Source organism: Burkholderia sp. GbtcB21 (assembly GCF_019091065.1).
Lineage (GTDB): Bacteria > Pseudomonadota > Gammaproteobacteria > Burkholderiales > Burkholderiaceae > Burkholderia > Burkholderia pyrrocinia_C.
The window spans coordinates 58,655-79,499 of record NZ_JAGXKA010000017.1; the positions used below are offsets into that span (position 1 = coordinate 58,655).

The window sequence follows — 20,845 nt, forward strand, 5'->3', positions numbered from 1 at the left end:
CTGATAACTTTACCAGTGTAAATGAGAATCATTATCAATACAAGAAAGGAAAGCGGCCCGTGCGGGCGAGCGCTTGCCTGCGCGGCTCGAGCCCGCCGCGGCGGGAAATTCGGGAGAAACGCGCAGGCGCGCGAGCGCTAGGCCAGCGCTTCGATGCGGATCAGCAGGTTGCGCGCATGCGCGATGAACGCATCGTGCGTTGCGCGATCGCTGTGGCTTTCGAGGCCCGCCTGTTCGGCGAACGCGATCTGTTCGGTGTAGAGGTCGACGAGCGCACGGCGTTCGTCAAGGGGAAGCGCGCGGATCATCGACACGAGCAGCAGTTCCTGCGCGCGAAGCATGCCGGACAGCAATTGGACGTTCATGCCGACCTCCTCGGACGATGCGGCGGCGGGCCGCTCTTTCCATACTAGGCGGTCGGCGTACGCAGCGCAGGCGCGGAGTTCGCGGTGATGACGCGGGAAGCCGATTCGATGAAGACGACTCGGCCCGACGCAGCGATGCGCCGCGCGAGCCGAAACGTGCCGCGCGCATCCGCGAACCGCGACCCGAAGCGTGCAGCGATGCGAACGGAATCAGCCGGCAGCCGTCGCGGCTTGCGCATCGCGCACGACCTGCGCGACGCGTTCGACGAACTCGGCGTCGACGCTCGACAGCGCTTCGCGCTTGCCGTCGGGCATCTCGACCATCAGGCGATACGTGACGTCCTGCGTGGTCCAGGCGAGATAACCGACGACGGCGAGCATCACGCCGACGACGAGCACGGCGCTCGATGCGCCGATGCCGCCCGCGATGGCGGCGGCCGCGCCGATCAGCGAGATCAGCGACGGAACGACGCGGTTTTTCGGAATCTTGACGACGTCGACGTGGCGGATGTCACGCAGCGCGAATACCTGCCCGGCGGCCGACAGGCCGTTGCGCGTGATCATGACGCCGCGTTCGTTGAATGCGTTTTCCATCGTGTGTTGCGTGGACGAAAACGCGCAGCGTAGCAGGTTTCGTTGCCGCGTCAAACGAGACCGACTGCCGCACGATGCGTGCGGGGCGGCCGAAACACGGGAAGCGGGTGGAACAGGGAGGCGTTCAGAACTGCAGCCGGCCGTCGCCGTAAAGCCGGCCCGGCACGTGCGACGCGACGACCTCGGCGATCTCTTCGTCGGTCGATTCGGCCGGCACGATCTGGCGCCGCGCGGGCGCGTCGAGATGCATCGTCCATTCGACGAGCCGGTACGGGCGGCCCCACGGGCGCTGCATTTCTACCGATACGCGGCAGCTCTGGACCGGCAGCGAGTGTTGGCACGTCAGAATCGCGTGCAGATGGCTGAAAACGGTATCTTCGATCATCATGGCCTCCGATCCTGTCTTGTGGGCAATCGATGGCGGCGCCGTCGGCATTTAAAAAAAAAGCCGCCGATGCTCAGGCGGCCAACAGGGGGGGTGAGAGCATCCTCTCAGCCCAGAATTAAGCGAAACTTAAAAGCAGATAAAAAAGCGCCCCGCGTGGAGCGGGGCGCTTCTTGCCGTCGTGATCCGCGAGTTAAGCGGATGCTTTAGAACTTGTGACGGATACCGACGCGAGCGGCGAGCTGGTTCGACGAGCCGTTGCCCGACGTGTTGAAGTAGCTCGTGCTCGAACCGATCTGCGCCTGCACGTTGTTGCCCGACGCCTTCTGGTAGACGACGAGGCCGTACACGTCCGTACGCTTGCTGAGCGCGTAGTCGAGCGCCAGGTTGCCCTGGTTCCAGTGCGCCGAGCTGCCGCTCTGCGTTGCGTTCGTGTACGTGTAGCCGGCGGCTGCCGACAGGGCCGGCGTGATCGCGTACTTCAGGCCTGCTTCGTATGCGTTGTAGAACGTGCCCGATGCGCCGCTCGCGAGCGGGGTGAACTGCGTGCGCGTCCACAGCAGCCATGCGGTCGCCGGGCCGAAGATGTAGCGGCCGCCGACGCCATACGTGCGCAGGTCGCGGATGTTGCCCGTGCTGATGTTCGCGATCGTCGTCGAGAACGCCGGCGTCGACTGGCTCGGGAAGCGGATGTCCGTGTATGCGGCGCCGAGGGCGAACGGGCCGTTCGCGTAGTTCAGGCCGAAGCTGTATGCGCGCGACGAGCCTGCCGTCGTCGTCGTGCCCGAAGTCGTGGCCGGTGCGCCGGCGAAGTCGGTCGAGTTCGAGAAGCCGTACAACGCGCCGAACGTGAAGCCGGCGTAGTTCGCGCTCTGGAACTTCACCGAGTTGTTGATGCGGCTGGACGTGAGCTGGTCGACGTCGTTCACGTGGTACGCGTAGTTACCCGCGACCGTGTTGCCGCCCGTCGAGTAGTTCGAGCCGAGCACGTCGGTCGAGAACGAGTACTGGCGGCCGAACGTGACCGTGCCGTATTGCGACTGGCTCAGGCCGACGTAAGCCTGGCGACCGAAGATCGCGCCGCCCTGGCCGATCGTGCCGTTGCCGCTGTTGAAGCCGTTCTCGAGCACGAAGATCGCCTTCAGGCCGCCACCGAGGTCTTCGGTGCCGCGCAGGCCCCAACGGCTGCCCTGGGCAACGCCGTCGTCGTACTTGAACAGCTTGCCCGAGCCGCCGTTGGCGGTCTTGCTGTGGTTCACGTAGCTGATACCGGCATCGATGACGCCGTACAGGGTCACGCTGCTTTGCGCGTGTGCCGTGCCGGCCGTTGCTGCGAGGGCGGCGATGGTCAACAGTTTCTTGTTCAAAGGATTCTCCGAGCGAATAAATGGCGTGTCCAGTTGCGGTTCCGGCGCTCTCTGTGGGCGCTTTCACGGACCGGCGGCAACTTTATCGGCGCGCCACGTAATGAATATGACAGCGACTGTCATATGAAGAATGTGTGGCGCCGATGCGACATTGGATTCTGCCCGGTTGTATAGCGGGGAGTTATACCGATTTCGGCTGAGATTCGATCGGAATCGGGAATATGCACATGAAATAAGCTTGGTTGGTGCTGTTCGGGCCCCGTGCCACGATCCGTGCTTCAACAACGACACGGGACAAGAGGACACCATGCGACGTTCGATCCTGACCGGCCTCGGCGCACTCGCCGCGGCGCTGGCATTCGCGGCGCCCGGCGCGCACGCCGACCCGCAAACGCTGAAGATCGGCACGATGAGCGGCCCCGACGCGCAGATCTGGACCGAAGTGACGAAAGTGGCCGCGCGCGAAGGGCTTGCGATCAAGGTCATCGAATTCAACGACTACGTGCAGCCGAACGCGGCGCTCGATTCGGGCGACCTCGACGCGAACGGCTTCCAGCACCAGCCGTTCCTCGACAGCCAGATCAAGCAGCGCGGCTACCGGATCGTCAACGTCGGGCTCACCTATACGGCGCCGATGGGCTTCTATTCGAAGAAGATCAAGTCGCTGAAGGACTTGCCGGTGGGCGCGAAGGTCGGGATCCAGAACGATCCGTCGAACGGCAACCGCGCGCTGCTGCTGCTGCAGAAATACGGGGTGATCAAGCTGAAGCCGGGCGCCGGCACGAACGGCGTGAACGCGACGCCGCTCGACGTGGCCGAGAATCCGAAGAAGATCAAAATCGTCGAACTCGACGCCGCGCAGTTGCCGCGCGCGCTGCCCGATGTCGATGCCGCGTCGATCAACACCGACTACGCGGTGAAGGCGGGGCTCACGCCGGTGAAGGATGCGATCGCGATCGAGGATCTGCGCGGGCCGTACGCGAACCTGATCGCGGTGCGCGCGCAGGACAAGGACAAGCCGTGGGTGAAGAAGCTCGTCGCGGCCTATGAATCGGACGACGTGCGCAAGTTCATCGACCAGAAGTTCGGCGGCGCGATCGTGCCGGCATTCTGAACGTTCACGCGTGCCGCCGCCCGGCCGGATCGCCGGGCCTGTCGGAAAGCAAATCGCCCGCGCAAGCGGGCGATTTCATTGATGCGTGTCGATGCACGTTGATGCATGCCGATGCGCGCCGTTACCCGGCGTGCGGGCCGATCTCAGGCCGACAGCAGCGAACCCGTGCGGATCGCGGTCGCGCCGGCAATCCGCGCGACTTCCATGCCGGCCGTCGCGAAGCGCACGATCTGGCGCGCATACAGCACGCCCGACACGCTGCTCTTCAGCGTGACGACGCGATCGGTCAGCGGATCGACGATATCGGCCACTTCCTGGCCGGCCTCGATCATCGCGCCGACCGGCGTGCGGAACACGATCACGCCGGACACCGGCGCGACGAGCGGATCGGTGCCCGCGAGCGGCGTGGCCGGATGCGCGAGCGGCGGCAGCGGCGCCGGCGTGCCGTCGACGATGCCGCGCTCGGTCAGGTATTCGACGATCGCCTGAGAATCCTTTTCGGCGAACTCGTACGACACGTCGCGTTCGCTGCGCAGTTCCACCGTGACGGAAATCGCGCCGTTCGGGATCGGGAAGCGGTCGCCGAAGCGGTTGCGCAGATCCGACCAGCAGAAGCTGTGGATCTCGTCGAACGGGTTGCCGACCGAATTCAGCGCGAGCAGCGATGCCTGCGCGTCGAGGTAGCGCGACAGCGGCTCGACGTCCGGCCACAGATCGGGATTCGTATAGAGGTGCATCACCGCATCGCTGTCGCAGTGCAGGTCGAGCACGATATCGGCGTCGAACGACAGCTTCTGCAGCGCGAGGCGCTGCGAGTCGAGCTCGGTGCGCGGCTTCTGCTCGTCGAGCGCTTCGCGCATCGCGGCGCGCACGGCGACGAGGTTGCGCTGCGCGTCGTTCGTGAGCCGGCTTTCGACGCGCGGCAGCACGAGCGCCGCGAGATCGTAGAAATTGCGGTTGAAGTTCTGCATCGAGCCGAGCTCGAAGCGGCCGAGGTGATCGCCGAACACGTGTTGCGACAGGCCGATCGGGTTCGGCACGGGCACGATGACGACTTCGCCGCGCAGCTTGCCGGCCGTCTCGAGCGCGGCGATCTTGCGGCGCAGCAGCGCGGCGACCAGCATGCCGGGCAGTTCGTCCGCGTGCAGCGACGACTGGATATAGACCTTCTTGCCGCCGCGCGGGCCGTAGTGGAAGCTCGTGATCTGGCGTTCGGTGCCGACGGCGGGGGAAATCAGCGGATGGGTCTGCGTTTGCATGATGAGGGGAGTGCGGCGCAGCCGCGAATGATCCGGTGTGCGTGGAAGATCGATTGTACGTTGCCTGCGTCGCCGCCATCAAACCGGTGCCGGAGCACGCTGATTTTCCTTGAGAATCATGGGGTTGGTGCGGAAAAAAAACGGGCTCCTCGCGGAGCCCGTTTGCGTCGAAGCGAATTGCTCGCTTGCTTGCCGTATTACTTGCCGTAGACGTCGAAGTCGAAGTACTTCTTCGCGATCTTGTCGTACGTGCCGTCCTTGCGCATGCCGGCGATCGCGCTGTCGATCTTTGCCTTCAGGTCGGTGTCTTCCTTGCGCAGGCCGATGCCGGCGCCGTTGCCGAGCGTCTTCGGATCGTCGATATCCTTGCCGGCGAAATCGAAGCCCGCGCCGCGCGGCGTCTTCAGGAAGCCGATCTCGGCCTGCACCGCGTCCTGCAGCGCGCCGTCCAGACGGCCCGCGATCAGGTCGGCATAGACCTGGTCCTGGTTCTGGTAGGGGACCACCTTCACGCCCTTCGCCGCCCAGTAGGTCTTTGCGTAGGTTTCCTGGATCGTGCCCTGTTCGACGCCGATCGACTTGCCCTTCAGCGATTCGGCCGTCGGCAGCAGGCCGGCGCCCTTCTTCGCGACGAGGCGCGTCGGCGTGTTGAACAGCTTCGACGAGAAGCCGATCTGTTCCTGACGCGCCGGCGTCATCGACATCGACGACAGCACGCCGTCGAACTTGCGCGCCTTCAGTGCCGGGATCATCCCGTCGAAGTCGTTTTCGATCCACACGCACTTCGCGTTCATGCGGCGGCAGATTTCGTTGCCGAGGTCGACGTCGAAGCCGACCACCTTGCCGTCGGGGCCTTTCGATTCGAAAGGCGGGTAGCTCGCGTCGACGCCGAACCGCACGGTCGTCCAGTCCTTCGCGTACGCGCTGCCGGCCGATACGGCAAGCAGGGCCACGGTCACAGCCGCAAGAATCTTTTTCACTCGGTGACTCCTCGTTTTGTTCGATGGGTGCGCGGTTGTGCCGCGCCGTAAGCCTTCGGTCCGGCACGGCTTCGCGCCGGACTGTCCGTTTCGCCCGCCCGATGCGGGCGCGCGACGTGCGGAGATTATCAAGACAAAATACCGGCAGGGCGCCTAGGACAAGCCCCGATACCGGGCCCGGCGGCAGCGCGCGGACGCGCGCGACCGTTTCAGACACAGGAACGATTCAGCCGAGCGTTTCGTTGACCGCCCGCTGCAGGCACGTGACGAATTGCGAAACGGCGGGCGTGGGCAGCATGTCGCGCCGCGCGATGATCGACAGGTCGAAGCGCGGCATGCTTTCGTCGAGTTCGGCCGTGCGGATGCCGAGCGGCGCGACCATCGCGGCGAGCGGGCGCGTGAAGCAGCCGATCACGTCCGAGCGCGCGACGAGCCCGAGCGTCACCGCGAACGACATCGGCGATCTCAGCAGGCGTTTCGGCAGCGGCAGCCCGCGCGCCTCGAACATCCCGACCATCACGCTGTGCGGAAACTGCTCGGCGCCGACGGTGACGATCCACTCGGCGTCGAGCAATTCCTCTAAACGGCGCGCATGCGCGAGCGGGTGGCCTTCGCGCATCACGACGGTGAATTCGGTCGACAGCAGCGGCGATTGCGTGAAATCGCGGTCGAGCGCGGGCACATGGTGCATCGCGGCGATATCGAGCGTGCCGTTGCGCAACTGCGCGAGCGCGTCGGGCACCGTCACTTCCTCGAGATGCAGGCTGACGTTCGGCATCGACCGGCGGAACGCCGTCACCGCGTGCGGCAGCGCCGTCAGCGCGATCGACGGCATCGTGCCGACCGCGACGCGCCCCGACATCTCGCCTTTCACCTGCTCGACGGCCTCGACCGTGCGGCGGATGTCGCCGAGCAACTGCTCGGCGCGCGGCAGCAGCGCATGGCCGCAGGCAGTCAGCTCGACGCCGCGCACGCTGCGCGCGAGCAGCTCCGCGTTGAGCGCCGTTTCGAGTTCGCGGATCGTGTGCGTGATCGCGGGCTGCGTGACGCCGAGCTCGCGCGCGGCGGCGCGCAGGCTCTTGAGATGCGCGGCGGAGACGAACGCCTGGAGCTGTGCGATGTTCAGGGGATTGCGGATGCGGGTCATCGGTCGGGTCCGGTTGGCGCGAAAGGGTGGCTATGGCGGGCGGGGTGGAGGGGCGGCGGCTTTCGGTAGCGATCGCGACGATTGTGCGCGCGTGGATTCACGTTGCCGGGTCGCGGCATCGGGTGCCGATGCGCAGCGAGCGTCATGCGCCGGACCGCGCGCGGAACGCGTGACGATACCGCTGCGGCGACGTGCCGACGATGCGCGCGAACCGCTCGCGAAACGCGGTGACCGAACCGAACCCGGCCTCCGTTGCCACATGTTCGATCGACAGCTCCGTGACTTCCAGCAATTGCTGCGCATGCCTGACGCGTGCGGTCTGCAGCCATTGCCGCGGCGACGTGCCCGTCTGCTCCTGAAAGCGCCGCGTCAGCGTGCGCACGCTCGTCGACGCCTTGCGGGCCATCGCGTCGAGCGTGAGCGGCTCGTGCAGGTTGGCCTGCAGCCAGTCCATCAGGCTCTGCAGCCCGTCGGTGCCGGCCGGCCATTCTGGCGCGATGAACTGCGCCTGCCCGCCTTCGCGCACGCGCGGCGCCACCGCGTAGCGTGCGGCGTCGACGGCAACCGCCGCGCCGTAGTCGGCCTGGATCATGTGCAGGCACAGATCGAGGCCGGCCGCTGCGCCGGCCGACGTCAGGATCTGCCCGTTGTCGATGAACAGCACGTTCGGGTCGACCGTCACGTTCGGGTAGCGGCGCGCGAGTTCGCCGGCCGCCAGCCAGTGCGTGGTCGCGCGCAGGCCGTCGAGCAGCCCGGCTTCCGCGAGCACGAACGCGCCGCTGCAGATCGACGCAATCCGGCAACCGCGCGCGGCCGCCGCGCGCAGGGCCGCGATCACGCGGCGCGACGTCGGCGCAAGCGGCACGGACGTGCCGGGGACGACGATCGTGTCGGCGTCGGCGAGCGCATCGAGACGAAACGCGGGCCGCAGTTCGAACAGGTCGCCGGCGACGCGCGCATGCTCGCTGCACACGCGCACGCGGTACGCATGCTCGACGCCGGGCGAACGCACGCGCGCGAACGTGTCGCATGCGACGCCCAGATCGAACGGGACGACATCGGGCAAAGCGAGGACGGCGACCGTATGCATGGCGTTCGAGGCCGTGGCCAGAATCCGTTTAAAGATGGCATTCTAGCCAATGGATCGGGCCCGTACCACACGCCATAATTGCGGCTGACCAACCTTGGGGGCCCATCGATGAAACAAGACGATCGCAATGCGTTGCGCAACCTGCAATACCTGTCGCTGCTGGAGGCGACCACGCTCGTCGTGCTGGTGTGCATTGCGGTGCCGCTCAAGCATCTGGCCGGTTATCCGGTGGCGGTATCGATCATGGGCCCGATTCACGGCATCGCTTTCGCGATGTACGTGTGGGCGGTCGTCGGCACCGCGTCGAGCGGGCTGTGGAGCAAGGGCGACGTCGCGCGGCTCGTGCTGTCGGCCGTCGTGCCGTTCGCGGGGCTGGCGAGCGCCGGATGGATCGCGCGCAGGCGGCACGCGCAATGAGCTACCTGTTGCTCAAGGCCGTTCATGTCGTCGGCGTCGTCACGTTCGTCGGCGGGCTGCTGATGCTGTCCGTCGGCGTCCGTATCGCCAACCTCGCCGTGCATCGCGCGGTGCGGCGCTGGGATCGTTCGGTGACGGCGCCCGCGCTCGCGCTCGTCTGGATCACGGGGATTGCGCTCGCGCTGAGCGGACACTGGTTCGGCGTTGCGTGGCTGTCGGTGAAGCTCGCGGTCGTCGTCGCGCTGTCGGCGCTGCACGGGATGCTGGCCGGCACGTTGCGGCGCATGGAGCGCGACGATCTCGTCGTCGTGCCCGCGCAATGGCTCGGTCAGGCAGCGGGCGCTGTCGTGGTCGCGACGGGGATCGTCGTCGGCCTGGTCGTGATCAAGCCGTTTTGATGCGTTGGCTTATGCCAGCGCCGTTTCGACCGTCGCCAGCATGCGGCGCCGGATCCACCCGCTCCCCAGCCGGATCGCGAGCCAGTACGGCGTAAACAGCCGCCGCGTCCGTGCGATCGGGCAGTGGATGAAGGTTTCGGTACGCAGGATGTACGCACCCGATGCCAGCCCGACGACTTCGAACCGGAGCACCAGCTTCGCGTCGCGTGGGTCGTCGTGGCGGACGAAGGCCGTTGCATCGGCGATGGCGCGCACGTCGGTCGTCGGGCGCCAGAAGCGTCCGACGAGACCGAGCGACAGCGACGTGTCGTCGCGGTGAAGCAGCGTGAACGTGTGGAAACCGAAACGCGCGCGTTCGCCTCGGGCCGGCCCGTTGCGAAGCGTGTCGACGATGGCCGTCGGGAATTCGCGCACCGTCATCAGTGCATCGATGACCGGATCGGCGCGCATGTCGAGCGACGCGACCGCGTCGATGATGCGGGCCGGCGACGCATGGATCGGCCGCGATTCGTGCACTTCGTGGAAGCCGAACGACGGGATGAACGGCGGCTTGCGCGCCGAGGTCCGGGTGCTCGATTCGGAGACGATGCCGAGCGCGTTCATGGCGGCTCCTGAAGGCAAAGCTCGATCGTAGCACCGGCCGTGAATTCGCGCCGCGCCGCTTCGGCGATGCGCATCGCACCGCGCCGCATCGACAAAAAAAGCCCGGAAACTCGCGTTCCCAGGCCTGGAGACCATCAACGATGATGGTGGAGGAGACGTTGTCGCCCCGATGCGCGCCGTCTTTCTGCCGGCGACGTCGCGCATGATCCGCGGTCAGATTGCCCAGCCGCCGAGATAGAACGTGACGAGTACGGCCGCGATCAGCACGGTGCCGACGTTGAGCTTGCGGAATTCGCCGCTCGCAATGCGGCCGATCACGAGTGTCGAGAAGCCGAGCATGATGCCCGTCACGATGTTCGCGGTCAGCACGATGAACACCGCGCACACGAGGCCCGACATCGCGTCGACCATGTCGTCCATGTGCAGCTTGCTCACGCTGCCCAGCATCAGCAGGCCGACATACATCAGCGCGGGTGCGGTGGCGTACGACGGCACGAGGCCCGCGAGCGGCGAGAAGAACATCACGACGAGGAACAGCAGGCCGACCACGGCTGCCGCGAGGCCCGTCTTCGCGCCGGCGGCCACGCCGACGCTCGACTCGATGTAGGCCGCCGCCGGCGCGCCGCCGAGGAAGCCGGAGAAGATCGAGCTGATCGAATCGGCGGTCAGCGCGCGGCCGCCGTTGATGATGCGGCCGTTCTCGTCGAGCTGGCCGGCCTGCCCGGCGACCGCGCGGATCGTGCCGGTCGCGTCGAACACGGCGGTCATCACCAGCGCCAGCACGCTCGGCAGCACGGCCATCGACAGCGCGCCCTTGATGTCCATCGCGCCGATCAGCGACGCATGGCCCGGTGCGCTCAGCGACGGCAGCGCGAAGATGCCGTGGTATTTCACGGCCGGGTCGAACACGAGGCCGAACACCGAGATCGCGATCACGACGAGCAGGATGCCACCCGGCACGCGACGCTTTTCGAGGCCGAAGATCGCGGCGAGGCCGACGACCGACATGATGACCGGGAATGCGGTGATCTGGCCGAGCGAGACCGGCAGGCCGGCGCCCGGATTCTTGATCACGAGGCCGACGTCGTTCGACGCGATCAGCAGCAGGAACAGGCCGATGCCGATGCCGGTGCCGTGCGCGACGCCCGCGGGCAGGTTGCGCAGGATCCACGAGCGCACGCCGGTGACCGAGATGCCCGTGAATACGAGGCCCATCAGGAACACGGCGCCGAGCGCGACCGTCGGATGCAGCCCTTTGCCGAGCACGAGGCCGAACGCGGTGAACGCGGTCAGCGAGATCGCGCAGCCGATCGCGATCGGCAGCTTCGCCCACAGGCCCATCAGCAGCGAGCCGAACGCGGTGGTGAGGCAGACCGCGACGAACACGGCGCTCGTGTCGAAGCCGGCCTTGCCGAACATGCCGGGCACGACGAACACGGAATAGACCATCGCGAGGAACGTGGTCACGCCGGCAATGATTTCGCGGCGCTGCGTGCTGCCGCGCGACGAAATGCCGAAGTACCGGTCGATGACTCCCGTGGTGCCAAAGTCAGTTTCTTCCGCGCCGACGCCGACCGTCGGCTGCACCGGGGTATCACTCATGAGCTTGCTCCTTTATCAGCATGCTGAAACGGCCCGTAGCGAACCGTCGTCAGGGTGTCTCGAATCTGGTTGGAATTGTCGGCAACGTCGTGGGGACGAATGACGCGCGATCCGTGTCGTCATGCGCGAATCGAAACGATCGCGAGCGTGTCGCGTCGTACGATGCGCGGTGTGGTCGACCCCGTCACGTGTGCTTTGCCGTAGCGAAGGTTAGGCGAACGGCTCATCACGTCCCATTGGGGGAAGAGCATGCAGCGCATGTCGCAGCGCTTATATCGGCGTGAAACGGGGCTTCGTCGTGCCGGAACGCGTGTATACGCCTAGTTCGAATCCGTTAAGGCGACTATTTGAATGCGGGGTCGGCGGGCTGGGTCGAAGCGGGAGGTGCCTCGAATATTGCAAATATCTTTCATTGCGGCCGCGAAGGCCGGTGGAAATGGGGGGCGTGACGCGATTCGCGGGCGCGGGCAAACTGTATCCGGACGATACGGCTGCCGTGAGCATGTGCTTCTTGCGTCCTTCCATGCGTCAGCTGTGCGCGAGCTGCTCGAGATACGCGCAGAACATGTCGGACATCGCGACCGAATAGGCTTCGATTTCTGCCGGCGTGCGCTCGGTTTCGGAGAACGCTTTGCCGCCCGTCGTGAGCGTCGTCTTGATCAGCTCGCAGGCGAGCGCATGGGTGGTGTCGGACACGTCGGGCAGCGCTTCGCGCATGAACGCGCTGAAGATCCGGTTGCCCTCGGCCTTCACTTCCTGCGCCTCGGGCGCGTCGCGATAGAGCGGCGCGGCGTCGTCGAGTGCGATGCGCATGCTCGCCTCGTCGCATTCCGAACGGATGAACGCGTGGACGGCAGTGCGCAGCCGCTCGGGCGGCGTCTTCTGCGTGTCTTGCAGTATGCCGCACAGCATCTCGGTCGTTTGCCGCCATTCGTCGTGCTGGAGCCGGAACAGCACGGCCGCCTTGTTCGGGAAGTACTGATACAGCGAACCGACGCTCACGCCGGCGCGCTCGGCGACGCGCGCCATCGTGAAGCGCTGCGCGCCTTCGCTGGCCAAAACCTGAACAGCGGCCTGGAGGACGTCCTCGACGAGGCGGGTCGAGCGCGCCTGCTGGGGCTGTTTGCGCGTGGTGATCCGGGTGTTTCGGCGGTCGGTCATGAGCGGTTTGCCAATGCGAATAGTAAAACCTGAATAGTTCGTCATATTCTAATCGGGTGCAACGACGCACTCAACCCGATACCGGAGATTCGCATGACCACCCTGATTCTCGACCCGCTTGCCTCGCTGCTGGAGCGCCTGTTCGACGAGGCCGACGCGTCGTCGCCCGCGACGAGCCCGGACTTTGCCGACCTGTCGCACGACGAGCACGCGCGACTGATGCGCAGCAAGACCGACTACGCCGATTTTTATGCGCGCCTGAAGGACTATCCGCTCGCCGTATCGCGCGAGACGGGCACGCTGCTGTACATGCTCGCGCGCAGCCGCGGCGCGCGGGCGATCGTCGAATTCGGCACGTCGTTCGGCATCTCGACGCTGCATCTCGCGGCCGCGCTGCGCGACAACGGCGGCGGCCGGCTGATCACGAGCGAGTTCGAGCCGTCGAAGGTCGTGCGCGCGCGGGCGAACCTGACGGCCGCCGGGCTTGCCGATCTCGTGGAGATTCGCGAAGGCGATGCGCTGCGCACGCTGGCCGCCGATCTTCCGGATACGGTCGACCTGCTGCTGCTCGACGGCGCGAAGGCGCTGTATCCCGAGATACTTGCGCTGGTCGAACCGCGGCTCGGGGCGGGTGCGTTCGTCGTCGCCGACAACGCGGAATACAGCCCCGACTACCTCGCTTATGTGCGCGCACCGGAAAACGGCTATCTGTCGGTGCCGTTCGGCGGCGATGTCGAGCTGTCGATGCGGATACGCTGAGCACGTTGCAGCCGTAACGATGGCACGGACGATTTCATGCTTCCATTCATCAAAGATAGGAAAACTGATTAAATGGATGCGTGACGGCGGGTGGCAGGATGGCGCCCGGCGCTTCAGGCGCCGTACGCATCACTTCAGGAACACATAGCGCGCAAAGTACGGGAAGCGGCCGATCGCATGTTCGGTCGCACACGTCGCGGCCGGCGGCGTGCCGCCCGCGGTATCGAGCCGCTGCACGAAGCGCACGCCGGCCAGCGTGCCGGTTGCAGCCGGCGTTGCGGCGAGCAGCAGTTGCGGAATGCTGTTCGGGCGTGCGCTCGGCGCTTCCGCGAGTTTCTTGCCGGTAATGCGGCTGCCGTCGAGCGCGTCCCACGACGGCCCCGCGCCGTGTCGGACGACGAGCGTGCCGCCGGCGTCGAACAGCATCGCCTCCGGGCGCTGGAATGTCCACGCGAGCCGGTGTTCATTGTCGTATTCGCATGCGTAGATCTGCACGCCGGTCGCGGTGGTCGACAGTACCGGCGTCGCAGGCTCGGGCGGCGCGAGACCGGCCGCATCTTCGGCGTAAGCCGGCAACGTGATAGCCGCGAAGGAAAGGCCGGCCGCGAGGGCCAGCAGCATGTCGCGTTTCGGGGAGCGGCTTGGCATGGCGGGGCGTCCTTTCAGGTCGGGTGACGGTCGTGCGGAGTCGATCCCGTAAACGCTAGACGCCGATTGCGCAGGCTGCAATGTGGAAATGGCAATCGCGGCGATAGTCGCCGCGATTGCGACCGAACGGCTATGCGCGGCCGCTCGTCGCGGCGGTCGCGCGCAAGCGGCTCAGGCCACGCCGGCGGGCGTCGGCGCGTGTTCCGCGATCAGGTGCTCGGCCTTCAGCTCGTCCCACAGTTCGGACGGAATCGGCGCCGCGGCCAGCCGCAGGTTCTCGTCGATGCGATCGGGCCGGCTGGCGCCGGGGATCACGGCCGCGACGGCCGGGTGTGCGAGCGAGAACTGCAGCGCCACCGCGCGGACATCGACGCCGAAGCGTTCGACGATCTGCCGGATGCGCGCGACGCGATCGAGCATGTCCTGCGTCGCCGGCTGATACTCGAAGTGGGTGCCGCCGGCGAGCACGCCGGAATTGTACGGACCGCCGACGATGATGCCGAGCCCGCGCGCGACGCTTTCCGGCATCAGCCGTTCGAGCGCGCCCGCATGGTCGAGCAGCGTGTAGCGGCCGGCGAGCAGGAAGCCGTCGGGATCCGAGCGTTCGAGTGCGAGTTCGCACGGCTCGACGCGGTTCACGCCGAGGCCCCAGCCCTTGATGACCTTCTCGTCGCGCAGCCGCGTGAGCGCTTTCGCCGCGCCCGACATCGCGACGTCGAACACGTCGAGCCAGCGCTCGCCGTGGAAGTCGATGGCCGGATCGTGGATCCACACGGTGTCGAGCCGGTCGGTGCGCAGCCGCTCGAGGCTCGCTTCGATCGAGCGCAGCGTGCCGTCCTCGGTGTAGTCGTAGACGATCTTGTTCGGCAGGCCATGGCGGAACAGGCCGCCCTTCTCGCCGAGATCGCGCTGCGACGCGTCCTCGTGTTCGTCGAGGACCAGCCGGCCGACCTTCGTGCCGAGCGAATATTCGTCGCGCGGACGGCCTGCGAGCGCTTCGCCGAGGCGCAGCTCGGCGAGGCCGGCGCCATACAGCGGCGCGGCGTCGAAGTAGCGGATACCGCTTTCCCAGGCCGCGTCGACCGTGGCCAGTGCTTCTTCGTTCGGGATGTCGCGATACATGTTGCCCAGCGGCGCCGTGCCGAAACCCAGGCGGGAAGGGAGCGTGATTCTCATGTCGGATTCCTGTGGATCGTTCACGCGGCGGCTTGCGCGAGCGTCGGATAGTCCGTCAGGCCCTGTGCGCCGCCGCCGAACAGCGTGTTGCGGTCGTGCGGCGTGAGCGCGGCGCCGGTGCGCAGGCGCTCGGGCAGGTCGGGGTTCGCGACGAACGGGCGGCCGAATGCGACGAGGTCGGCCCAGCCGGCGGCGATCGCTTCGCGCGCACGCTCGGCGGTGTATGCACCGGCGTAGATCAGCACGCCCGGGTACGCGGCGCGCAGTTGCCGCTTGAATTCGACCGGCATCAGCGGTGCGTCGTCCCAGTCGGCTTCCGCGATGTGCAGGTAGCCGACGCCGAGTTCGCCGAGCAGCTTCGCGGCGGCGAGGTAGGTCGTTTCCGGATCGTCGTCGACGCAGCCGTTCAGCGTGGTCAGCGGCGCCAGGCGGATGCCGACGCGCGATGCGCCGCCGGTGCCTTCGATCAGCGCCTGCGCGACTTCGCGCAGGAAGCGCAGCCGGTTTTCCAGCGAGCCGCCGTACGCGTCGGTGCGCGTGTTCGCGTTCGAATCGATGAACTGGTTCACGAGATAGCCGTTCGCGCCGTGCAGCTCGACGCCGTCGAAGCCGGCTTCGATCGCGTGGCGCGCGGCGGCGCGGTACTGGCCGATGATCTCGCGGATCTCGTCGACCGTCAGCGCGCGCGGCTCGGACGCCTGCACGAAGCCCGGCGTGCTGCCGTCTTCACCGGCGATGAACACGTTCACGCCCTTCGCCTGGATCGGCGACGACGACACGGGTTGCCGGCCGCCGAGCAGGCTCGTGTGGCTGAGCCGGCCGACGTGCCACAGCTGCGCGAAGATGCGGCCGTGCGCGGCATGCACGGCGTCCGTCACCTTGCGCCAGCCGGCGACCTGCGACGGCGTGTGGATGCCGGGCGTCCACGCGTAGCCCTTGCCGAGCGGCGCGATATAGGTGCCTTCGCTGACGATCAGGCCCGCACTCGCGCGCTGCGCGTAATACGCGGCCATCAGTTCGTTGGCTTCGTCGCCGGGCTGGCTTGCGCGCGAACGCGTCATCGGCGGCATCACGATGCGGTTCGGCAGCGTCAGCGCGCCGAGTCGCAGCGGTTGAAAAAGCGGGTCCTGGGTCATGATGAATTCCTGTCGGTGCCGCGGCCGGATGGCCGCGGACGGGTCGATCGAGAGTGCGGCGCGCTTAGTCCCATTTCGGCGCGAGGCCGGCCGGGTCGACTTCGCGGCCGTTGCGGTCAAGCGTGGCGATTTGCGCCATGTCTTCGGCGGTCAGGCGCAGCGTCTGTGCGAGCAGGTTGCTCGCGAGGTTCTCGCGCTTCGTCGACGACGGAATCACCGAGTAGCCGAGCTGCAGCGCCCACGCGAGTGCGACCTGTGCGGGCGTCGCGTGATGACGTTGCGCGATCGCGCCGATCACCGGGTCGCCGAGCACCTTGCCGTACGCGAGCGTCATGTACGACGTCACGTGGATGCCTTCGCGGTTGAGGAACTCGACGAGCTTGCGGTTCTGCAGGTACGGGCTCAGTTCGATCTGGTTCGTCGCGATCGCATCCTTGCCGACGGCCGCGATCGCTTCCTTCGTCAGTTCGATGTTGAAGTTCGAGATGCCGATCCGGCGCGTGAGGCCCTTTTCCTTCGCATCGGCGAGCGCGGTCATGAACGTGTCGAGCGCGACGCCGTTGTCCGGGGCCGGCCAGTGGATCAGCGTCAGGTCGACATGGTCGGTGCGCAGCTTGCGCAGGCTTTCTTCGAGGCTCGGTACGAGCTTGTCCGGCGCGTAGTTGTCGACCCAGATCTTCGTCGTGAGGAACAGGTCTTCGCGGCGCACGCCCGATGCGGCGATCGCTGCGCCGACTTCGGCTTCGTTGCCGTAGATCTGCGCGGTGTCGATCGCGCGGTAGCCGACCTCGAGGCCGTTGCGGACCGAGTCGATGACGACCTGGCCTTGCAGGCGGAAGGTGCCGAGGCCGAATGCGGGAATCTTGCTCATCGTGTGCTCCAGGGAGAGGGGAACGGTTGCGGTATGCGAGTCATTCTGGCGTTTGAGACTGATGAGATAAACGCCTTTAGAGGTCAAAAATATTTGATTTGAATTCAAATATCGGTTGAGAGCCGGGCCCGCTGCGGGCCGATGCCGGCCTTATGCGACGCGTGTTTGCGCGCTCGCGCTCGTGTTCGCATTCGCGTGGAACGCCGGCAGCACCTCCGCTGCGATCTCGGCCATCGTCTCGTCGAGCGGACGGCGGTTGCGGCGGAAATGCAGGCCGATGTGCCGCACGCCGGCGTCGCGCATCGCCGCGAGTTCTTCGGTCAGTGCGATGCGTCCCGCGCAGGCGCCGAAGCGGTGCCGCTGCAGCGGTTCGTGCGGGTCTTCCGCGAGGTCGAGGTGGATGAAGCTCACGTACGGCTTGTCGCCTGCCACGGCGCGCCAGTTCGCGGCGCGCTGCGCGTGGTCGGCCGGCGTGCCCGGATACGCGAGGCAGCCGTCCATGTGCTCGCCGATCCACGCGGGCGTCTGCTGCGCGAGGCCCGCGACGAGCAGCGGCACCGGCGAACGGGCGGCCGGCAGCACGTCGAGGCCGGGCGGCAGATGCCCGCGCGCGCCGTCGCGCAGCAGTGCGATCTGGTCGCGGAAATTCGCGCCGCGCGATGCGAAGTCGCGGCCGAACAGCGGATATTCGACCGGCCGGTCGCCGCTCGCGACGCCGAGCAGCAGGCGGCCGCCACTCAGTTCCTGGATCGTCGCGGCCGATTTCAGCGTCAGCAGCGGTTCGCGCAGCGGCAGCACGACGGCCGCCGTGCCGAGCAGGATGTCGCGCGTGATGCCGGCGAGGTAGCCGAGATACGAGAACGTCTCGAACACCTGCGCGGCGTCGCCGAACGACGGGTCGTACACCGGCACGTCGCGCACCCAGAGCGCGCGGAAGCCGAGCGTGTCGGCCAGTTGCGCGAGCTCCGCGTGGATGGCGAGGTCCGGCACGCCGGGGCGGCGGCCGTCGTGTTGGCGCTTCGCGTCGCCGGCCGGCGACCAGTCGTTGTCGAGCGGCAGTTCGATGCCGACGCTGAAGCCGCCGTCGGCGAGTTTGTCGAGTGATGTGGACATGGTCGGGCTCCGTTCAGACCGCGCGCAGGCTGCCTTCGAGCCGGTAGAAATCGAGCGACGACGCGGTGAAGAACGAGCGCGACGTGCCGGCGGCGAAATCGTCGATGTGCACGACCGTCGCGCGGTCGGCTTCCTGCCACGAGATCGCGTAGGTTTCGCCGGCGATGTGCTGCCACGTGCAGGCGACTTCGCCCTTCGCGCCGGCGTATGCGCCTTCGGTGATCTCGTAGCGCATGCGGCGGCCGTCCTCGCCATACGCGTTGAGCGCGACGAGGCCGTCGTAACGGACTTCGAAGGTCTTGCCGGCGAACGGCGGACGCTGGGTCGATGCGTTCATGCTGATCAGCTCCTGCAAAAAGGGTGTGACGTTCAATGGGCGAGTTCGACGGGTTCTGCCGTGCGTGCCGGCAGCCCTTGGTGGCGGTCGAGACGGCCGCTCAGCGCGGTGAGCGCGAACGCGCCGAGCGTGACGACCGCGGCGATCCACGGCGTGTGGCCGAGGCCGACGTTCGCGACGATCAGGCCGCCGAGCGACGAGCCGCCGGCGACGCCGAGATTGAACGCGGCGATGTTGAAGCCCGATGCGACGTCGGTGGCGTCCGGTGCGAAGTGGCGCGCCTGCTTGACGACGTACACCTGCAGCCCCGGCACGTTGCCGAACGCGACCGCGCCCCACGCGAGCATCGTCAGCACCGCGAGCCATTTGACGTGGATCGTGAAGGTCAGCGCGAGCAGCACGATCGCGAGCAGCAGGAAGATCCGCTTGAGCGCCTTCACGGGGCCGACGGCGTCCGCGAGCTTGCCGCCCCAGACGTTGCCGAACGCGACCGACACGCCGTAGCCGACGAGCACGAGGCTCACCTGCGACGGCGTGAAGCCGGCGATCTGTTCGAGCAGCGGCGCCATGTACGTGAACGCGATCAGCGAGCCGCCGTAGCCGACGGCCGTCATCGCAAAGACGAGCAGCAGGCGCGGCTGCGTGAGCACGCGCAGCTGGCGGGCGAGCGGCGCCGGCGGCGTTTGCGGCAGGGCGCGCGGCACGAATGCGACCGCGCCAAGGAACGCGACGAGGCCGAACAGCGCGACGATCAGGAACGTCGCGCGCCAGCCGAAGTGCTGGCCGATGAAGGTGCCGAGCGGAATGCCGGCGACGAACGCGACGGTCATCCCGCTGAACATCGTCGCGATCGCGCTGGCTGCCTTGTCCTTCGGCACGAGCGTGGTCGCGATGATCGAGCCGACCGAGAAGAACACGCCGTGTGCGAGGCCGGTGAGGATGCGCGCGACGATCAGCGATTCGTAGCCGGGCGCTTGCCATGCGACGAGGTTGCCGACGGTGAACAGCGCCATCAGCGCGGCGAGCAGCGTCTTGCGCGGCACGCGGCCGGTGAGCGCGGTAAGAAGCGGCGCGCCGATGGCGACGCTCAGCGCGTACAGGCTGACGAGCAGCCCGGCCGACGGCAGGCTGACGCCGAGGTCGGCGCCGATCGTCGGGATCAGCCCGACGATCACGAATTCGGTGGTGCCGATGGCAAACGCGCTGATGGTCAGCGCAAGCAAGGCGAGTGGCATGATGGGATCCTGGTTCCAGTAAGGATGGATCGCAGTGTGCCGTCTTTACTTTTGCGGAAAAACTGGTCTATAAACCAAATTGTTTTGATTTCAAATCAACAATGAAAATCACGCTCGACGAACTCCAGGCCTTTGCCGCCGTGGTCGACACCGGTTCGATCACCGCTGCCGCGCAGCAGCTCGACCTCACCGTATCGGCAGCGAGCCGCACGCTCGCGCGGCTCGAGGAGAAGCTGAAGACCACGCTGCTGCGCCGGACCACGCGCCGGCTCGAACTGACCGAGGAAGGGCGCGCATTCCTGCAGGACGCGCGCGCGATCATCGAATCGGTCGAGAACGCGGAAGAGCAGATGCTCGCGCGCCGCGAGATGCCGTCGGGGCGCCTGCGCGTCGACGCCGCGACGCCGTTCATGCTGCACGTGATCGTGCCGCTCGTGCGCGGCTATCGCGAACGCTTCCCGAAAGTCGAGCTGGAGCTGAACAGCAACGAAGGAATCATCGACCTGCTGGAGCGGCGCACCGACGTCGCGATCCGGATCGGCCGGTTGAAGGATTCGACGCTGCACAGCCGGCGCATCGGCAACAGCCGGCTGCGCATCCTCGCGAGCCCCGCGTATGTCGAAGCGCACGGCCAGCCGCGCAAGGTCGAGGATCTCGGCAAGCACACGCTGCTCGGCTTCACGCAGCCCGAATCGCTGAACGTGTGGCCGATCCTCGGCACCGACGGCGAGCCGTGCCGCATCGAGCCGGGCATCTGGTCGTCGAGCGGCGAGACGCTGCGGCAACTCGCGCTGGACGGCGCGGGCATCGTCTGCCTGTCGGATTTCATGACCGCGCAGGATCGCGAAGCGGGGCGGCTCGTGCAGGTGCTCACGCGCCAGACGCTCGACGTCGAGCAGCCAATCCATGCGGTGTACTACCGCAATACCGCGATTTCGTCGCGGATCGCGTCGTTCGTCGATTACGTGATCGAGGTGCTGGGCGGCGGCAGCAGCGGCAGCGATGCGCCGGCCCGGCGCAAGGCCGCGTGGCTGGAGCCGCGCTAGCGGCGGCGGGCGGCTTGCGGGGGAAGGCGGGGCGGGCATACG

General features: G+C 67.0%; 23 protein-coding genes. 5 read left to right on the forward strand and 18 right to left on the reverse strand.

Annotated elements, in window-relative coordinates; genetic code table 11:
• Positions 1-137 precede the first annotated feature (137 nt).
• The 4 genes from KVT39_RS30090 to KVT39_RS30105 form a co-directional block, all read right to left on the reverse strand.
• A complete protein-coding gene (locus KVT39_RS30090) occupies positions 138-365 on the reverse strand; it encodes a hypothetical protein (protein WP_034181704.1) in 228 nt (75 codons plus the stop codon).
• Positions 366-575: 210 nt separating this feature from the next.
• Positions 576-959 (reverse strand): DUF6232 family protein, encoded by a 384-nt coding sequence (locus tag KVT39_RS30095; RefSeq protein ID WP_105391075.1) that lies wholly within the window; start codon positions 957-959, stop codon positions 576-578.
• A 124-nt stretch (positions 960-1,083) separates the two neighbouring features.
• Positions 1,084-1,344: a DUF2866 domain-containing protein gene (locus KVT39_RS30100; protein WP_011548992.1), complete on the reverse strand. Its 261-nt coding sequence runs from the start codon at positions 1,342-1,344 to the stop codon at positions 1,084-1,086.
• 206 nt (positions 1,345-1,550) lie between these two features.
• The gene (locus KVT39_RS30105; protein ID WP_034181707.1) at positions 1,551-2,711 is read right to left on the reverse strand and encodes a porin; all 1,161 of its coding nucleotides are present in this window, start codon (positions 2,709-2,711) and stop codon (positions 1,551-1,553) included.
• Between the two features lie 307 nt (positions 2,712-3,018).
• Here KVT39_RS30105 and KVT39_RS30110 point away from each other — a divergent pair, with 307 nt between their 5' ends.
• Entirely contained in the window at positions 3,019-3,825 is an 807-nt protein-coding gene (locus KVT39_RS30110; RefSeq protein WP_105391074.1) for a MetQ/NlpA family ABC transporter substrate-binding protein, read from the forward strand.
• A gap of 143 nt (positions 3,826-3,968) precedes the next feature.
• Here the strand turns inward: KVT39_RS30110 and KVT39_RS30115 are convergent, their stop codons facing one another.
• The 4 genes from KVT39_RS30115 to KVT39_RS30130 all read right to left on the reverse strand — a co-directional run bounded on the left by KVT39_RS30115 (position 3,969) and on the right by KVT39_RS30130 (position 8,301).
• Entirely contained in the window at positions 3,969-5,084 is a 1,116-nt protein-coding gene (locus KVT39_RS30115) for a succinylglutamate desuccinylase/aspartoacylase family protein (RefSeq protein ID WP_072440205.1), read from the reverse strand.
• Positions 5,085-5,281: 197 nt separating this feature from the next.
• The gene (locus KVT39_RS30120; RefSeq protein ID WP_111019021.1) at positions 5,282-6,064 is read right to left on the reverse strand and encodes an ABC transporter substrate-binding protein; all 783 of its coding nucleotides are present in this window, start codon (positions 6,062-6,064) and stop codon (positions 5,282-5,284) included.
• A gap of 226 nt (positions 6,065-6,290) precedes the next feature.
• Positions 6,291-7,211, reverse strand: coding sequence for a LysR substrate-binding domain-containing protein (locus KVT39_RS30125; protein ID WP_165948156.1), 921 nt, complete (start codon positions 7,209-7,211; stop codon positions 6,291-6,293).
• A gap of 142 nt (positions 7,212-7,353) precedes the next feature.
• Complete coding sequence (locus KVT39_RS30130; RefSeq protein ID WP_217590847.1) at positions 7,354-8,301, reverse strand: GlxA family transcriptional regulator; 948 nt, start codon at positions 8,299-8,301, stop codon at positions 7,354-7,356.
• Between the two features lie 108 nt (positions 8,302-8,409).
• Here KVT39_RS30130 and KVT39_RS30135 point away from each other — a divergent pair, with 108 nt between their 5' ends.
• Both KVT39_RS30135 and KVT39_RS30140 read left to right on the forward strand, forming a co-directional pair.
• Positions 8,410-8,718 (forward strand): DUF3817 domain-containing protein, encoded by a 309-nt coding sequence (locus tag KVT39_RS30135; protein ID WP_111019019.1) that lies wholly within the window; start codon positions 8,410-8,412, stop codon positions 8,716-8,718.
• The gene (locus tag KVT39_RS30140; protein ID WP_217590848.1) at positions 8,715-9,116 is read left to right on the forward strand and encodes a CopD family protein; all 402 of its coding nucleotides are present in this window, start codon (positions 8,715-8,717) and stop codon (positions 9,114-9,116) included. Before KVT39_RS30135 ends, KVT39_RS30140 begins: the two co-directional genes overlap by 4 nt.
• 9 nt (positions 9,117-9,125) lie before the next feature.
• Here the strand turns inward: KVT39_RS30140 and KVT39_RS30145 are convergent, their stop codons facing one another.
• From KVT39_RS30145 to KVT39_RS30155, 3 genes are all read right to left on the reverse strand, one after another.
• Positions 9,126-9,719: a hypothetical protein gene (locus KVT39_RS30145; protein WP_034181714.1), complete on the reverse strand. Its 594-nt coding sequence runs from the start codon at positions 9,717-9,719 to the stop codon at positions 9,126-9,128.
• 213 nt (positions 9,720-9,932) lie between these two features.
• Positions 9,933-11,321 carry an NCS2 family permease gene (locus tag KVT39_RS30150; protein ID WP_034181715.1) on the reverse strand — a complete coding sequence of 463 codons (1,389 nt, stop codon included), beginning with the start codon at positions 11,319-11,321 and terminating at the stop codon, positions 9,933-9,935.
• A gap of 528 nt (positions 11,322-11,849) precedes the next feature.
• A complete protein-coding gene (locus tag KVT39_RS30155; protein ID WP_217590849.1) occupies positions 11,850-12,527 on the reverse strand; it encodes a TetR family transcriptional regulator in 678 nt (225 codons plus the stop codon).
• Positions 12,528-12,575: 48 nt separating this feature from the next.
• On the opposite strand from KVT39_RS30155, the gene KVT39_RS30160 reads away from it, so the two are divergent.
• Positions 12,576-13,241, forward strand: coding sequence for an O-methyltransferase (locus KVT39_RS30160; protein ID WP_034181717.1), 666 nt, complete (start codon positions 12,576-12,578; stop codon positions 13,239-13,241).
• Between the two features lie 129 nt (positions 13,242-13,370).
• Here the strand turns inward: KVT39_RS30160 and KVT39_RS30165 are convergent, their stop codons facing one another.
• From KVT39_RS30165 to KVT39_RS30195, 7 genes are all read right to left on the reverse strand, one after another.
• Positions 13,371-13,889 carry a DUF3455 domain-containing protein gene (locus KVT39_RS30165; RefSeq protein WP_217590850.1) on the reverse strand — a complete coding sequence of 173 codons (519 nt, stop codon included), beginning with the start codon at positions 13,887-13,889 and terminating at the stop codon, positions 13,371-13,373.
• 171 nt (positions 13,890-14,060) lie between these two features.
• On the reverse strand, positions 14,061-15,065 hold the full coding sequence (locus tag KVT39_RS30170; protein WP_217590851.1) for an aldo/keto reductase: 1,005 nt from the start codon (positions 15,063-15,065) through the stop codon (positions 14,061-14,063).
• Positions 15,066-15,085: 20 nt separating this feature from the next.
• Complete coding sequence (locus KVT39_RS30175) at positions 15,086-16,201, reverse strand: alkene reductase (RefSeq protein ID WP_217590852.1); 1,116 nt, start codon at positions 16,199-16,201, stop codon at positions 15,086-15,088.
• Between the two features lie 64 nt (positions 16,202-16,265).
• Positions 16,266-17,072: a 2,5-didehydrogluconate reductase DkgB gene (gene dkgB / locus KVT39_RS30180; protein ID WP_217590853.1), complete on the reverse strand. Its 807-nt coding sequence runs from the start codon at positions 17,070-17,072 to the stop codon at positions 16,266-16,268.
• A gap of 150 nt (positions 17,073-17,222) precedes the next feature.
• Positions 17,223-18,185, reverse strand: a complete 963-nt coding sequence (locus KVT39_RS30185; RefSeq protein ID WP_217590854.1) for an LLM class oxidoreductase — start codon at positions 18,183-18,185, stop codon at positions 17,223-17,225.
• Between the two features lie 13 nt (positions 18,186-18,198).
• Entirely contained in the window at positions 18,199-18,522 is a 324-nt protein-coding gene (locus KVT39_RS30190; protein WP_217590855.1) for an adenylate cyclase, read from the reverse strand.
• A 32-nt stretch (positions 18,523-18,554) separates the two neighbouring features.
• Positions 18,555-19,757 (reverse strand): MFS transporter, encoded by a 1,203-nt coding sequence (locus KVT39_RS30195; RefSeq protein ID WP_034181723.1) that lies wholly within the window; start codon positions 19,755-19,757, stop codon positions 18,555-18,557.
• A gap of 101 nt (positions 19,758-19,858) precedes the next feature.
• Between KVT39_RS30195 and KVT39_RS30200 the strand changes: the two genes are divergently transcribed.
• The gene (locus KVT39_RS30200) at positions 19,859-20,803 is read left to right on the forward strand and encodes a LysR family transcriptional regulator (RefSeq protein ID WP_217590856.1); all 945 of its coding nucleotides are present in this window, start codon (positions 19,859-19,861) and stop codon (positions 20,801-20,803) included.
• Positions 20,804-20,845 lie beyond the last annotated feature (42 nt).

Coding starts and splice junctions, on each gene's coding strand:
- KVT39_RS30140 (WP_217590848.1), top strand. CDS start 8,715: ATGAGCTACCTGTTGCTCAAGGCCGTTCATGTCGTCGGCGTCGTCACG.
- KVT39_RS30090 (WP_034181704.1), bottom strand. CDS start 365: ATGAACGTCCAATTGCTGTCCGGCATGCTTCGCGCGCAGGAACTGCTG.
- KVT39_RS30135 (WP_111019019.1), top strand. CDS start 8,410: ATGAAACAAGACGATCGCAATGCGTTGCGCAACCTGCAATACCTGTCG.
- KVT39_RS30170 (WP_217590851.1), bottom strand. CDS start 15,065: ATGAGAATCACGCTCCCTTCCCGCCTGGGTTTCGGCACGGCGCCGCTG.
- KVT39_RS30125 (WP_165948156.1), bottom strand. CDS start 7,211: ATGACCCGCATCCGCAATCCCCTGAACATCGCACAGCTCCAGGCGTTC.
- dkgB (WP_217590853.1), bottom strand. CDS start 17,072: ATGAGCAAGATTCCCGCATTCGGCCTCGGCACCTTCCGCCTGCAAGGC.
- KVT39_RS30100 (WP_011548992.1), bottom strand. CDS start 1,344: ATGATCGAAGATACCGTTTTCAGCCATCTGCACGCGATTCTGACGTGC.
- KVT39_RS30185 (WP_217590854.1), bottom strand. CDS start 18,185: ATGTCCACATCACTCGACAAACTCGCCGACGGCGGCTTCAGCGTCGGC.
- KVT39_RS30195 (WP_034181723.1), bottom strand. CDS start 19,757: ATGCCACTCGCCTTGCTTGCGCTGACCATCAGCGCGTTTGCCATCGGC.
- KVT39_RS30165 (WP_217590850.1), bottom strand. CDS start 13,889: ATGCCAAGCCGCTCCCCGAAACGCGACATGCTGCTGGCCCTCGCGGCC.
- KVT39_RS30130 (WP_217590847.1), bottom strand. CDS start 8,301: ATGCATACGGTCGCCGTCCTCGCTTTGCCCGATGTCGTCCCGTTCGAT.
- KVT39_RS30160 (WP_034181717.1), top strand. CDS start 12,576: ATGACCACCCTGATTCTCGACCCGCTTGCCTCGCTGCTGGAGCGCCTG.
- KVT39_RS30095 (WP_105391075.1), bottom strand. CDS start 959: ATGGAAAACGCATTCAACGAACGCGGCGTCATGATCACGCGCAACGGC.
- KVT39_RS30115 (WP_072440205.1), bottom strand. CDS start 5,084: ATGCAAACGCAGACCCATCCGCTGATTTCCCCCGCCGTCGGCACCGAA.
- KVT39_RS30200 (WP_217590856.1), top strand. CDS start 19,859: ATGAAAATCACGCTCGACGAACTCCAGGCCTTTGCCGCCGTGGTCGAC.
- KVT39_RS30150 (WP_034181715.1), bottom strand. CDS start 11,321: ATGAGTGATACCCCGGTGCAGCCGACGGTCGGCGTCGGCGCGGAAGAA.
- KVT39_RS30155 (WP_217590849.1), bottom strand. CDS start 12,527: ATGACGAACTATTCAGGTTTTACTATTCGCATTGGCAAACCGCTCATG.
- KVT39_RS30110 (WP_105391074.1), top strand. CDS start 3,019: ATGCGACGTTCGATCCTGACCGGCCTCGGCGCACTCGCCGCGGCGCTG.
- KVT39_RS30145 (WP_034181714.1), bottom strand. CDS start 9,719: ATGAACGCGCTCGGCATCGTCTCCGAATCGAGCACCCGGACCTCGGCG.
- KVT39_RS30190 (WP_217590855.1), bottom strand. CDS start 18,522: ATGAACGCATCGACCCAGCGTCCGCCGTTCGCCGGCAAGACCTTCGAA.
- KVT39_RS30175 (WP_217590852.1), bottom strand. CDS start 16,201: ATGACCCAGGACCCGCTTTTTCAACCGCTGCGACTCGGCGCGCTGACG.